The following is a 13,413-nucleotide window of genomic DNA, read 5'->3' as shown; positions in this document are numbered from 1 at the left end:
TTAGGCCAGGGGTGCGGCCCAGCGCAGGACCGTGCCGCGGTCACCTGCCGGACCGATGTCGAAGCGCCCGTTGGTGCGGTCGGCGCGCACATCCAGATTGGACAGGCCGCTGCGGCGGGGCAGATCCGACGGCAAACCGACGCCGTCGTCGGTCACCTCGATGCTGATCTCGTCGTCGATGGCGATATTGATGTGCACGCTGTGGGCTTCGGCGTGCCGCACCACATTGCTGAGTGCTTCGCGCAGTACCGATTCCACATCGTCGGCCAGGGGGATCGGCAGCACCGACAGCGGTCCGGAGACGTGCACCGTGGTGCGCAGGTCGGCCTCGGCGGTCATCTCGGCGATGAGATCGTGCAGGCGCTGGTGCAGGCGCGCCGAACCGGTTTCGGGCTCGTGCAGGTCGAAGATGGATTGCCGGATGTCCTGCACGATGGATTGCAGATCGTCGAGGGTGCGGCCGAGGCGGGTGCGGATCTCGGGGGTGCGGATGCGCTGCGCGGTGCCCTGCAGGACCAGGCCGGTGGCGAACAGCCGTTGGATCACCCGGTCGTGCAGGCTGCGGGCGATGCGGTCGCGTTCGGAGAGCACGTCCAGCTCCCGCATGCGGAACTGGGTGTCGGCCAAACGCAGTGCCAAGGCGGCTTGACCGGCGAACACCGCCATCATCGCCTGGGTGGGCGTATCGAATTCCGGCGCTTCGGGGCTCCGGCAGACCGCCAGCACGCCCAGCATCGATTTGCGGGCCTGCAATGGCAGCAGCAGCACCGGGCCGAATGCGGGCAGGATATCGGTGAACGCGTTGAAGGCCAGACCCTGTGTCACCTTCGACTCCGCGGTGCGGAACACCGAGCCGGTGTGCGAGTCCGCCACCGGAATTCGACGGCCCAGAATGCCTGCCGCGGTGGTGCCGGTACCGGCCGCCACGATCAGCTCCTCCACCTCCTGATCGGGCGATTCCAGATCTTCGGGCAGCGCCAGGAAGGCGCACACCGCTCCGGCGAGGGTCATGGCCCGTTCCGCGATCAGCTCCAGCACCTCGGCCGGTTCGCCGCCGCCCAGCAGTTCGGTCGCCACGTCGCGGATGGATTCCAGCCAGGTTTGGCGGATGCGGGATTCCTCGTAGAGGCGGGCGTTCTCGACCGCGATCCCCGCGGCGGCGGCCAGCGCCCGCACCACCACCTCGTCGTCCTCGGTGAATTCCAGCCCACCGGCCTTCTCGGTGAGGTAGAGGCTGCCGAACACCTCGTCGCGTACCTTCACCGGAACGCCGAGGAAGGTCCGCATCGGCGGGTGGTGTTCCGGGAAGCCGATCGACGCCGGATGATCCGAGAGATCGGCCAGCCGTATCGGTTCGGGCTGTTCGATGAGCAGGCCCAGGACGCCGCCGCCGTGCGGCAGGTCGCCGATGAGCACCCGGGTGCGATCGTCGATGCCCTCGTAGACGAATTCCGAGAGGGGATGGGTGTATCCGCGCGTCTCGCGCACGCCGAGCGCGCCGTAGCGGGCGTCCACGAGTTCGATGGCGGTGTGGACGATGGAGCGGAGGGTGTCGTCGAGATCGAGTCCGGCGGTGATGACGAGCATGGCGTCGATGAGCCGGTCCATCCGCTCGTGCACACCGACCAGTTGGGTTATCCTGTCTTGCACACCCGCCAGGAGTTCGCGTAATCGCAACTGGGACAGGGCTTCGAGGACGCGCGTGCGATCGCCGCCGACCGCGTCCGGGTCGTGTGACATGCGGCACATTGTCCTCTCGCTCCCCGGATCTGTCAGTAGCTCGGACGATGCCGAACTGCCTGCGCGTGTCGGATTTCCTCGTCGCGGCAAGCTTTTCGATTCCGTGGTCGGCTGCGCCGTGCGCGTCGCGAGAAAGGACCCGAGGGGACCTTCGGCCCTAGGAGCCTCGCAGTTCCGGTGGTGGCATGGGTACGCCCAAACCGGTTCGTAGCTCAGGGGAAGGTGGTCGTCGTCCAGTGGACACACACGCGGTGGTGGTCGGAGATGCGCACGTGGTGGTGAACGCGGTGGGGGAAGTGTCCTTCGCCGAGGTCGTACGGGCGGAACGGATGATCGGACAGGTATTGCGGCGGCACCACATTCACGAACCGGCGCGGGTGCGGATGGTCGACCGTCCGGGGACCGGGGTGATGACCGTGCAGGCGAACGTGTGGACCGGGCAGGGGGAGGTGCGCACCCAGATCGACGGATCGGGAGGCTGGGCGCTGACCTTCGCGGCCGAGCGGCTGGATCTGCAACTGCGGCGGGTGGAGCGGTCGGTGGCGCGCCGCATGCCGGATCGGCGGCGGGCGGTGCTCGCCGGCGTCACCGATGACCGACCCGTCACCCGGCGCAAGACGGTGGACGCGCGGAGCTGCGACGCGGCCGAGGCGATCGCGACCATGGACGCCATGGACTACGACGCGCACCTGTTCACCGATGCCGAAACCGGTGAGGACGCGATCGTGTACTGGGCCGGACCGCGCGGGGTGCGCTTCGCGCGGCAGTGGCGGCTGCGGCCGCCGCGCGGCATGGACGAGCTGCCCCTGACCATGAATCCGCATCGGGTGCCGGTGCTCGCCGAGCATCAGGCGGCGGCGCGGCTGTGCCGCTACGGGCTGCCGTTCCTGTTCTGCACCGATATCGCCGATCGGCGCGGGCGGCTGCTCTACCGCCGCTACGACGGGGATGTGGGCGTGGTGATCGCCCGGTAGAGCGGTGTCCGGCCATTAGGATGCCCCGGTGACCGGATACGACTACTCCGACGCGTTCGAGCATCTCGACACCTCGACGCTGCCGCCGCGCCAACACCACATCCTCGCCGTGATCCGGGACTGGGTGGTGCGGCACGGGTATCCGCCCAATACTCGCCAGATCGGCGACGAGGTCGGGCTGAAATCCTCCTCCACGGTGTCCAAGCATCTGAACGCACTGGAGGAGAAGGGATTCCTGCGCCGCAGCGACACCATGTCGCGGCCCATCGACGTGCGTATGTTCCTGCACTCCGCACCGCAGGGCCGCGCGGAGTCCGAACAGCAGGTGCCGGTGCCGGTGGTCGGCGATATCGCCGCGGGTACGCCGATCCTGGCCGAGGAGCACACCGACGACGTGCTCTCGCTGCCGCGCGAACTGGTCGGGCGCGGAACCGTGTTCGGGCTGCGCGTGCGCGGTGATTCCATGGTCGACGCCGCCATTTGCGACGGCGATATCGTCGTGGTCCGCAAACAGCACGAGGCGCACAATGGCGAGATCGTGGCGGCGATGATCGACGGTGAGGCCACTGTCAAGGTGTATCGACGCACCGGCGGGCACGTCTATCTGGAACCCCGTAATCCGGCCTACCAGGTGATCGACGGCGACGAGGCCGTGATCCTGGGTAAGGTCGTCTCGGTAATGCGGCGGGTTTGACCCTGCTGTTCGCACTACCAGCCAACTGGACATAACGGTTGGTCTCGGCAAAGATTCCACCCGTTATTGCCTTTCTTCACGGGGAGAAGTGAATGTCGTTGTTGCGCAAGACCTGTTTGGGTCTCGCTGTCTCGTCGATGGCGACGCTCGGCGTCGTCGCCGCGGGTCCCGCGTCCGCGGTCGATGGCGGTTTCACCGCCACCGCCGGTGACCTGTACGGCGCCCTGGCGCTGTCCAAGAGCACCGGAAACGTCGCCTACGCGGTGAACTACGGCAGTTATGGTGCCGCGGACACGGCCGCGATCGCCGAATGCGGCGGTGGCGACTGCGAGGTCGTCGTGCACTTCGCCAATGCCTGCGGTGCGGTGTCCCAGGGCGCCGACACCCGTTTCGGCTGGGCGTGGGCGGCGACCAAGGTGGAGGCCGAGCAGGCCGCCATCGATGTGCTCGGTAAAAGTGCGCCGTCGTTCCCGGATGCGGGTTCGGCGTCGCCGCGGCAGGCGAAGGTGATCCTTTCCGCCTGCACCGATAACGCCAGGTGAGACAGCAATAACAAGCGAACGCCGTGGTCTTCCGGAGCTTTCGGAAGGGCGCGGCGTTTCGCTTTCCCGGGTGGAAATCGGGTGAGGGCAACCGGCAGTGATCGGCGTGTCCGCAGACCGAATTCCCCGCCTCGCCCACGGTGCCCCGGAGATGATTTCGAGGTGGACGACATCACCTACGAGGACACCCGATTCGCGTTGCACGCGGCCGCGGAACTGCTGATCGCGGGACCGCAGTACCGGCGTTTCGGCACCATTCGCATGCGCATCGTGCTGGGTGGGTTCACCGGAATCACATGGCCGGTCTCGGTGACGGGCACCGATCTGGTCTGGCCGCGGGGCCGCGCCGCGCTGCACGGCACCTACCGCGAATTGGCCGCGGCCGCCGGATTCGAACCGGACGGGCCGCCGGACGGTCTCTACAGCGACGGCACCAATATGGACCCCGACGAGCCGTTCAGTCTCGATTCCGGCGCGGCCGCGACCGTGCACGACTGGTTCGCCATCGGCGATACCGCACTACGCCGCTTCGCCGCCGAACAGCCGGTGCTGTGGCCGGAACACTTCGATCTGTCCGTCGCCATCGACGAAGTGAACTACGGGGTGTCACCGGGCGACTGGGACAACCCCCGGCCCTACGCGTATGTCGGGCCGTGGACCCGCCGCCGGGGCGAGTTCTGGAACGCACCCTTCGGCGCCATGCGCCCGCGCGACGAGGTCGGCACCGTGGCGGGGCTGCTCGACTTCTTCCACGAGGGCCGGGCGCGCGCGGCGGAGAACTGAGCCGCCGCGACCGGCCGTGCCCGTGCCAGGCGAGCGTGGCTGTATCAGCCGTGCCCCGCACCGATCGCGCCGCCACAGCCGTGCCCCGCACCGATCGCGCCGCCACAGCCGTGCCCCGCACCGATCGCGCCGCCACAGCCGTGCCCCGCACCGATCGCGCCGCCACAGCCGTGCCGGTACCCGGGTCGCGCCTGCACCGGTCACGCGGTAAACGGCCACGCCGCACCGGTCACGTCAACTGTGGCCCACTCGTGCCGCTCGTGCCCGCACCGGTCATGTCGCCACGGCTGTGCCCGCGCTGGCCGCGTCGGTACCGGTCACGTCGCGATAGGTCGCGCATGGACCGCCCGCGCCGCGCCGGTCGGCCGGATATACCGGCCGTGAGGCGAGCCGCCGGTGTCAGTGCGTGGGCAGACGCTCGGTGGATCCCTCGGCCAGGGCGGTCTCCACATGGGAGATGCCCGCGCGCACCCCCGCGCCGTAATCGTCGTCGTCCAGGGCGTCGAGGCGGGCGCGGGCCGCGTCCAGGTGGGTGTGCGCGGTGTCGAATGCGCCCAGGCGGCGGTAGTTGTCGGCGAGGTTCAGGTGCAGTGACGGGTAGAAGCCGCGCACGGTGAGGGCCGAGTTCTCCTGTTGGGCGCGTTCGTCGGTGAGCGAGGCGGCCGCGTCCAGGGCGCGCACGTCCCAGGTGAGCGCGTCGGCGGCGTGCTCGTGCAGATCGGCCAGGTAGTGGGCGATGGTGCAGCGGTGCAGGGCGTCGCCGGTGACGCCCACCGTCTCCCAGAGTGCGGTGAGCGCCTCCCGGGCGCGGGCGGTATCCCCTTGACGCCCAAGGGTTACCGCGTCGGTGATGGCGAGCATGGTCGGGTCCGCGACGGTCATGCCGACACCGTAGGGGAGGGGTCCGACAGTATCGGCGACCCCGCCGCTCGTCGGAGGCATCGGCCCCGTGCTCGTCGATCCGTTCCTGGCGTGCGTGCCCGCGGCACGGCGACAGCCTGTGCCTGCGGCGTTCGGTGGCATCCATCGTGTCGACGCGGCGAGTGTCGGTCACCGGCACCCGGGAGGCGGGCGTGGCTGGCACCCGGGAGTCGGGCGCGAGTGGCGAGCTGGGCTCAGCCCTTGGGACGCCCGTGCCTGCCGTCGCCGGTGATGCGGCCGCGGCGGATGAGGTCGCGTTTGGTGCCGGGTCCCAGGGTGATCTGGTCGTCGCCCGCGTCGTCAACGGGATTGGGGCGCACGAACAGGGTGACGGTGGTGCCCTCGGTGAAGCCGTTCTTGCGCATCATGTTCGCCGAGGCGGTGTTGTGGTTCTCCACATCGGTGACGATGCGCCGCGCGCCGTGCTTGAACAGCGTGTCGCAGCAGGCGGTCATGAGCCGTCCCGCCACCCCGCGGCCCTGCATATCCGGCGCGACCGCGATCCACTCCAGATAGGCCCAGTCGTCGCGCAGTTCGAACTCCATGGAGGCCAGCACGAATCCGACCACCCGATCCGAATCGACCGCCACCCAGCAGGAGCGTCCCGCGCTGTCGAGATGCTCGGCCACCGAGGTGAGCGACCAGGAGGTGTAGGGCTTGGCGGAGGTGTCGAACACCTGGTAGCCGAGGTCGATGACCTGGCGCAGATGGCCGAGTCCCATCGGGACGATGGCTATGTCGGATTCCATACCCGCCAGTTTGCCAGGGGTATGCCAGTGAATATCGAAACGCGCTGGTAGGCGCGGCATGAGCGGCGCGAAAGCCGCTCACGCACCCTTGCGGGTCTGCTTGCTCGCGGTCTTCTTGGCGGGAGCCTTCTTCGCGGTCTTCTTCTCGGCCTTGGCGGGAGCCTTCTTCGCGGGCTCGGCTCTCTTGTCGGACGCGGCCTTCTTGGCCGGCTTCTGCCCCGATGCCTCGAGGCTGCGTTGCAACGCCGCCACCAGATCGACGACCTCGGCGTCCATTTCCGGCGCGGCCGGTTCCGGAGCGCGGGTGACCTTGCTGCTGCCGCTGGCGATGGCCTCGTCCAGCATGCGCTTCAATTCGATCTGGTATTCGTCGGTGTAGAGGCTCGGATCGAAATCGTCGGACATGGTGTCCACCAGCGTCTCCGCCATGGACAGTTCCTGTTTCTTCGGCTCGGCCACCCCGTCGAGGGATTCGAATTCCACCGAACGCACCTCGTCGGGCCACAGCAGCGTTTGCAGCAGCAGCACGCCGTCGTGCACGCGCAGCGCGGCCAGGCGGGTCTTCTGCCGCAGCGTGAAGTGCACCAGCGCGACCCGATTCACGTCTTCGAGGGTCTTGGCCAGCAGCACATAGGCTTTGGGGGTGCTGGAATCGGGTTCGAGGTAGTAGCTCTTCTCGTACAGAATCGGATCGATCTGTTCGGCGGGCACGAATTGCAGAACCGGGATCTCGTGTTTCTCGGCCACCGGCAGTTTGGCGAAGTCCTCATCGGTGAGGATCACACGATCGCCCTCGGGTGATTCATACGCCTTGTCGATATCGGCGAAGGCCACCGATTTCCCGCACACGGTGCATACCCGGTCGTACTTGATTCGCCCACCGTCGGCCGCGTGGACCTGGTGGAACCGAATGTCGTGGTCCTCGGTCGCGGTGTAGACCTTCACCGGTACATTGACCAGTCCGAACGCGATCGAGCCCTTCCAGATAGACCGCATGGCCTCCACTGTACGTTCGGTCCGATTCGCTGTCTTCGCGAATCGCCGCCGACCTGGGGAGACGGCAGCCCGCGATATGACCATCGGCGGCATCGAGCTGCCGCGGGGCACCGATCGGCGGCGATTCGCCCGGCCGCATCGGCACAGCGGGCGCGCCGTATCGGCACAGTGGGCGCGCCGTATCGGTACAGCCGGGTGCGCCGCATCGACACAGCCGGGTGCGCGCAGCATCACCTCGGCGGGCGAGCGCCGAGCGTCGCGCTCACCAGGGTGCGCCGTAGCCGCCACGGGAGGGCCGCGAACAGGGACACCATGGCCGCCGTCGTACCGGGTAGGTCGTCGCGGCCGGAGAGGTACGCGCGCCGCAGCTGCGGTGGCAGCGCGAAGAAGGCGTCGAAGAATACCGGCACCTCCGGTGCGGGGAGGGCGAGCAGGGCGCGCAGGCCCGCCAGCCGCAGGGCATGGACCGCCCGCGCCGATGGCGACCAGAGCGAGTGTCCGGCGGCCAGGTCGTCGGCGGTGTACAGGGCGGTGGCGACGCTGTATCCGGTGGCGGGGTGGGTGAGCGCACCGGCCGCGCCGAAGCCACGGCGGCTCGGTCTACCCCCCTGAACGGGAAACCGGACCCGCTCGACGGGCGCGTCCACGCCGACTGTGATGCCTCGCGAACGCAAGCGGTGGTGCAGCCGGGTGCGGAGTTCGGCGGTGCCGAGAGCAGGGCGGCCCGCCAGACAGGTTTCCTCGAGCAGCATGCTGTGCTCGTTCAGCGGGATCGCGTAGAGGAACGACCGCGGTGCCGCCGCATCCGCGCCATTGTCCGGACGCCAGTCCATGAACAGGGTGTCGAACTCCGGATCGCGATCGACCACCACGCCGAAGGCGGTCTGCTCGGCGCGAGCGGGGGAGCGGGTGAGCCCGCGGGCGTCGACGACGCGTCCGGCGGTGCGGACCGAGCCCGAGGCGAGCCGGACGCTCTCGGTCCGATCACGGTGGGCGGGAAGGATTTCCACGACGCTGTCGGCGACGATCTCCGCCCCGGTCAGGTCCAGGCAGCGTTGCAGGGCCGTCGTGTCGAACACGGAGTAGGCGCGGTGCAGGTCGACGCGGCACAGCGCCCAGGCGGCGGGGTTCACGACCGTCGCCGCGACGGCCGCGGACGGCAGCCAGGGCGGCAGCTCGTCGGCCCAGGCGGCGTAGGTGGCCGTCCATCGCCGGTTCGGATGCGGGTCGACCACGGTGACCGACAGCCCGTGGGCCAGTGCCCGGTGGGCGAGGGCTCGCCCGGCGGGGCCGAGCCCGCAGACGAGGAGATCGCAGCTCACCCGGTGATTGCATCACGGTCCGCACGGAGCGTTCGGTGCGGGCGCGTTTTGTCTGATTCGGTAGGGTCACGAGGTCAGCAGTGATCGGGGAGGAGCAACGCGATGACATACCCACCTGGGCACGACCCGTACGGGTACGGCCAGCAACCGCAACAGGACCCGGCCGGGTGGGGGCAGCCGGTGCCGCCGCCCGGACCCCAGGCGAGTCAGCCGGGCTGGGAGCAGCAGGGTTACCAGCAGCCGGGCTATCAACAACCGGGCTATCAACCGCCGGGATACCAGCAGCCCGAACCTCAGGCCGGGTACCAGCAGCCCGACTTCCAGCAGGGCTATCAGCCGCCCGGCTATCAGCCGATGCCGCCCAAGAAGAACAACGGCCTGCTCATCACCCTAGCGGTGGTCGTGGTGGCCGCGCTGGGCTTGGTCATCGGCGCGGTCGTGGTCGTCACCGGCAAGGATGACGACAAGCAGGCCGCCGCCACCACGACCACCGCCACGGCGACGACCTCCGCCGCCCCCACCACCACGACCCGCACCACCACGACCGCCGCCCCCACCACGAAACCGGCGGCGGGCGCGAAACTCAGCTACACCGAGTACGGCGGCGACTGGAACTTCCGGCTCGGCGATGTGGCCTTGCAGGCGCAGTGGGTGCAGGGCAAGGACGACACTAGTTGCGCCCCCATCGAGGAGAACGGCACACTCACCAATCTCGGCTGCGAGTACGCGGCGGAGCTGACCTGGTCGGCCGAGGGCGGCGACCTCATCCTCACGCAGCTGATCCTGGGCATGGGCGATGCGGCCACCGCGACCGCGGCGGTCGACCAGTTCGACGACGGCGATGTGAAGCTCGGCCCGGGCATGTACGTCGAGCACTGGGAGACGGGTAAGTGGCGCAATGGCAGTGAGAAGGAGTTCCTGGTGATCACCTTCGCCACCGCGACCGCCGCCGTGCCGACCGAGACCGTGGAGAAGTACCTGCGTTACCGCCACAGCGACACCACCGCCGCGCTGCTCTGGCGCTAGCCGCTCCACACGCGTTTCAATCAATGATTGAAACGACGAATGCAACGTGTTTCACTTCTCTCATGGTCGAGAAGACATCCGCGCGGGCGGGTACCCGCGACCGGCTGCTTGCCGCCGCCGAGAAACTGCTGTTGACCGAGCGCTACGAGGATGTCTCGGTGCGCGGGATCTGCACGGCGGCGGGGGCCAATCCCGCTGCCGTGCACTACCACTTCGGTTCGAAGGAAAACCTGGTCGCCGCGCTCATCGAGGATCGTCTCGGCCCGCTGTGGGCCGACCGGCTCACCGATCTGGACACCGAGCACGCCGCGGTGCCGACGGTGGTGGACGCGGTCATCGCGCCGTTCGTGGAGCTCTCGGGCGATCCGGTCGGGCGGCTGCACCTGCGGCTGCTCGCGCAGCTGGTACTGGGCCGGTATCCGATGACGTGGACTCGCCATTGGTTCCACATGGATTCGTGGGTCGGCCTGCTACCCGAACTCACCCCGGCCGACAGTCGCCGTCGCTGGAGACTGGCCTTCGATCTCATCATCAGCCGCTTCAGCACCGACACCACCGTATCGCCGGAATCCGTGGCGGCCTTGCGCGATTTCGTCGTCGCCGGGCTGACATCACCGGGCGGCCGGGCATGACCGAGATCTTCGCACCCGCCCGGCTCGGCCCGATCACCCTGCGCAACCGGGTGATCAAGGCCGCGACCTTCGAGGGCCGCACCCCCGACGCGCTCGTGACCGACGAGCTCATCGCCTTTCACCGCGAAATGGCCGCGGGCGGAGTCGGACTCACCACCGTCGCCTACTGCGCCACCGCACCCGGCGGCCGCACCGACCGGCATCAGATCTGGATGCGGCCCGCGGCGGTACCGGGGCTGCGGCGGCTCACCGATGCCGTGCACGCCGCCGGTGCCCTGGCCAGTGCCCAGATCGGCCACGCCGGGCCGGTCGCCAACGCTGCCTCCAATCGCGCGCCCGCACTCGCGCCCAGCCGCCTGTTCAGTCCGCTCGGCATGCGTCCCATGCACGTCCCGGACGACACCGAGATCCGGGGCATCATCGCCGAACACGCCGCCGCGGCCCGGATCGCCGAGGAGGCCGGATTCGACGCGATCGAAATCCATTTCGGCCACAACTATCTGGTGAGCTCCTTCCTCAGCCCACTGCTCAACCGGCGCAAGGACGGCTACGGGGGCTCGCTGGCCAATCGCGCCCGGCTGGCGCGCGAGATCGCCCGTGCCGTGCGCGACGCCGTGGGTGACCGGCTCGCCGTCATCGCCAAGCTGAATATGGAGGACGGCGTGCGCGCCGGACTCCGGCTGCCCGAATCACTGCGGGTCGCGGCCTGGCTGGAACAGGACGGCGCGCTCGACGCCCTGGAGTTGACCGCGGGCAGCTCCCTGCTCAACCCCATGCTGTACTTCCACGGCGATGCGCCGCGCCACGAGTTCGCTCAGGTGCTGCCGCCCCCGGCACGCTGGGGATTCCGGCTCATCGGCCGCGGTTTCCTGCGGGAATACCCGTACCGGGAGGCATATCTGCTCGACCGCGCCCGCCAGTTCCGGCGGGAGCTGACCATGCCGCTGATCCTGCTCGGCGGCATCACCAACCACGACACCATGAAGCTCGCCATGTCCGAGGGCTTCGATTTCGTCGCCATGGGCCGGGTACTGCTGCGGGAACCCGATCTGGTGCGGCGCATCGAAGCCGACCGGACCCGGCGGTCGGCCTGTATCCACTGCAATCAGTGCATGCCCACCATCTACTCCGGCACCCGCTGCGTGCTGCGGCTGGACAGCCCGGCAGCGCTGTAGAAAAAATTCGCGAGAAAAATTCGCGGCCGTGTCGATTCGATGTCGCGCCCGTTCGACCTAGGGATGAGAGGGTTCGAGAGGGACCCGCGACACCGAGGAGACAACCATGAAGTACATGCTGATCATGCGCGCCACCGACGAAGGCTTCGCCCGGTTCGCCGAGGTCGACTTCAACGAGATGCTCGAGACCATGGGCCGCTTCAACGACGAGCTCATCCGGGCGGGCGTACTGGTCGCCGCCGAGGGGCTCGACGACCCGGCGGAGAGCGTGGTCGTGGACTACTCGTCGGAGACCCCCGTGGTCACCGACGGACCGTACGGCGAGACCAAGGAACTGTTCGGCGGTTACTACATCCTGAACGTGACCTCCAAGCAGGAGGCCGTCGAATGGGCCAAGCGGATGCCCATGACCGGTCCGGGCATCAAGACCGAGATCCGCCGTGTGCCCAGCATCGACGAATTTCCGCAGGACAACGAGTGGGTCAAGCGGGAGCGGGCCTGGCGCGAAGAGACCGGTCAGCTCTGAGCGTCCGAGCGCATGAGTGAGGTCGCGAGCAGGGAGAGCGTCGCCGCGGTCTGGCGGATCGAATCCGCCCGGATCGTCGGCGCGCTCGCCCGCTACACCGGGGATTTCTCGCTGGCCGAGGACCTCGCGCAGGAGGCGCTGGCCGAGGCGCTGGTGAGCTGGCCGCGCGATGGCGCGCCGCGTAATCCGGCGGGCTGGCTGCTCACCGTCGGCCGTCGGCGCGCGATCGACACCTTCCGCCGCCGCGCCGCCCTCGACGATCGCTACGCCGACCTCGCACACGGGCTGGGGGAGGGCGGGATCGTCGCGGGCGCGACCCCCGTGGACTCGGAACCGGATATGCCGTGGGATCCCGATCAGATCGACGACGACGTGCTGGCGCTCATGTTCACCGCCTGTCATCCGGTGCTGTCGGCGGAAGCTCGGGTGGCCCTCACGCTGCGGGTGGTCGGCGGTCTCACCAGCGACGAGATCGCCAAGGCGTTCCTGGTACCCACCGCCACCGTGCAGGCGCGTGTCACCCGCGCCAAGAAAACCCTTGCGGCGGCACGGGTTCCGTTCGAGGTTCCACCCGCCGACAAACGGGCAGAACGTCTCGTCTCGGTGCTCTCGGTGGTCTACGTGATCTTCACCGAGGGCTCGTCGGCCAGCTCCGGTGACGACCTGATCCGACTCGACCTCGCCAGTGAGGCACGGCGTCTCGCGCGGGTGCTGGCCCGGCTGGTACCCACGGAACCCGAAACCCACGGACTGCTGGCCCTGCTCGAACTCACCGCGGCGCGCTTCCCGGCCCGCACCGGACCCGACGGCGAACCGATCCTGCTCGAACACCAGGACCGCCGCCGCTGGGACCGGTCCGCCATCCGGCGCGGCCAGGCCGCCCTGGCCCGCGCCGCCGAGATCGGCAGGGGCCTGGGCGCTTTCGGCCTGCAAGCCGCCATCGCCGAATGCCACGCCGTCGCCCCCTCGGTCGAGGAGACCGACTGGGAGCGCATCGTGGTGCTCTACGAGGCGCTGGGCCGCCTGCGCCCGGCCCCCATCGTCGACCTCAACCGCGCGGTCGCGGTATCCATGGCGCACGGCCCCGCCGCCGCCCTCCCGATCGTCGATCAATTGGCTTCGAGCGGAAGCCTTTCCACCTCGCACCTGCTGCCGACCGTGCGCGCCGAACTGTTGGCCCGCCTGGGCCGCACCACCGAAGCGCGCACCGAATACCAGGACGCGATTCGACTGTGCGGCAACGATCGTGAGCGGGCGGTGCTGGAACGCAAACTCGCCGAACTGGTTTGAGCCGCCGCCCGGGGAGGCTGATGCCGAGCGCCCGGGGGGCACG

The 13,413-nt window shown here is 69.0% G+C and carries 14 protein-coding genes; 9 read left to right on the top strand and 5 right to left on the bottom strand.

What is annotated here, in order from left to right:
* The gene (locus QJS31_RS02580; RefSeq protein WP_372341513.1) at positions 1-1,740 is read right to left on the bottom strand and encodes a GAF domain-containing sensor histidine kinase; all 1,740 of its coding nucleotides are present in this window, start codon (positions 1,738-1,740) and stop codon (positions 1-3) included.
* 236 nt (positions 1,741-1,976) lie between these two features.
* On the opposite strand from QJS31_RS02580, the gene QJS31_RS02575 reads away from it, so the two are divergent.
* From QJS31_RS02575 to QJS31_RS02560, 4 genes are all read left to right on the top strand, one after another.
* The gene (locus tag QJS31_RS02575) at positions 1,977-2,714 is read left to right on the top strand and encodes a sigma 54 modulation/S30EA ribosomal C-terminal domain-containing protein (protein ID WP_306355863.1); all 738 of its coding nucleotides are present in this window, start codon (positions 1,977-1,979) and stop codon (positions 2,712-2,714) included.
* A gap of 28 nt (positions 2,715-2,742) precedes the next feature.
* On the top strand, positions 2,743-3,408 hold the full coding sequence (lexA, locus tag QJS31_RS02570) for a transcriptional repressor LexA (protein ID WP_039814829.1): 666 nt from the start codon (positions 2,743-2,745) through the stop codon (positions 3,406-3,408).
* A 92-nt stretch (positions 3,409-3,500) separates the two neighbouring features.
* Entirely contained in the window at positions 3,501-3,950 is a 450-nt protein-coding gene (locus tag QJS31_RS02565) for a DUF4189 domain-containing protein (protein ID WP_029924673.1), read from the top strand.
* A 162-nt stretch (positions 3,951-4,112) separates the two neighbouring features.
* The gene (locus QJS31_RS02560) at positions 4,113-4,733 is read left to right on the top strand and encodes a hypothetical protein (protein WP_306355862.1); all 621 of its coding nucleotides are present in this window, start codon (positions 4,113-4,115) and stop codon (positions 4,731-4,733) included.
* 399 nt (positions 4,734-5,132) lie between these two features.
* On the opposite strand, the gene QJS31_RS02555 is transcribed toward QJS31_RS02560, so the two are convergent.
* The 4 genes from QJS31_RS02555 to QJS31_RS02540 form a co-directional block, all read right to left on the bottom strand.
* Positions 5,133-5,615: a hypothetical protein gene (locus tag QJS31_RS02555; protein ID WP_282786384.1), complete on the bottom strand. Its 483-nt coding sequence runs from the start codon at positions 5,613-5,615 to the stop codon at positions 5,133-5,135.
* Between the two features lie 233 nt (positions 5,616-5,848).
* Positions 5,849-6,403 (bottom strand): GNAT family N-acetyltransferase, encoded by a 555-nt coding sequence (locus tag QJS31_RS02550; RefSeq protein ID WP_282786386.1) that lies wholly within the window; start codon positions 6,401-6,403, stop codon positions 5,849-5,851.
* Between the two features lie 78 nt (positions 6,404-6,481).
* A complete protein-coding gene (locus QJS31_RS02545; RefSeq protein WP_282786388.1) occupies positions 6,482-7,399 on the bottom strand; it encodes a Ku protein in 918 nt (305 codons plus the stop codon).
* A gap of 230 nt (positions 7,400-7,629) precedes the next feature.
* Positions 7,630-8,721 carry a lycopene cyclase family protein gene (locus QJS31_RS02540; RefSeq protein WP_306355861.1) on the bottom strand — a complete coding sequence of 364 codons (1,092 nt, stop codon included), beginning with the start codon at positions 8,719-8,721 and terminating at the stop codon, positions 7,630-7,632.
* 102 nt (positions 8,722-8,823) lie between these two features.
* Here QJS31_RS02540 and QJS31_RS02535 point away from each other — a divergent pair, with 102 nt between their 5' ends.
* The 5 genes from QJS31_RS02535 to QJS31_RS02515 all read left to right on the top strand — a co-directional run bounded on the left by QJS31_RS02535 (position 8,824) and on the right by QJS31_RS02515 (position 13,370).
* Complete coding sequence (locus QJS31_RS02535) at positions 8,824-9,747, top strand: hypothetical protein (RefSeq protein ID WP_282783099.1); 924 nt, start codon at positions 8,824-8,826, stop codon at positions 9,745-9,747.
* Positions 9,748-9,809: 62 nt separating this feature from the next.
* Positions 9,810-10,379, top strand: a complete 570-nt coding sequence (locus QJS31_RS02530) for a TetR/AcrR family transcriptional regulator (RefSeq protein ID WP_306355860.1) — start codon at positions 9,810-9,812, stop codon at positions 10,377-10,379.
* Positions 10,376-11,554, top strand: a complete 1,179-nt coding sequence (locus QJS31_RS02525; RefSeq protein ID WP_306355859.1) for an NADH:flavin oxidoreductase — start codon at positions 10,376-10,378, stop codon at positions 11,552-11,554. The genes QJS31_RS02530 and QJS31_RS02525 overlap by 4 nt, the downstream gene beginning before the upstream one ends.
* 106 nt (positions 11,555-11,660) lie before the next feature.
* A complete protein-coding gene (locus QJS31_RS02520; RefSeq protein ID WP_282783104.1) occupies positions 11,661-12,080 on the top strand; it encodes a YciI family protein in 420 nt (139 codons plus the stop codon).
* 12 nt (positions 12,081-12,092) lie between these two features.
* Positions 12,093-13,370, top strand: coding sequence for an RNA polymerase sigma factor (locus tag QJS31_RS02515; protein ID WP_306355858.1), 1,278 nt, complete (start codon positions 12,093-12,095; stop codon positions 13,368-13,370).
* Positions 13,371-13,413 lie beyond the last annotated feature (43 nt).

Origin of the sequence: Nocardia sp. CC213A (assembly GCF_030766805.1) — a bacterium.
GTDB classification, from domain to species: domain Bacteria; phylum Actinomycetota; class Actinomycetes; order Mycobacteriales; family Mycobacteriaceae; genus Nocardia; species Nocardia otitidiscaviarum.
Note: the sequence above shows the minus strand (reverse complement) of the source record. Positions and strands in the feature narration are given on the sequence as shown.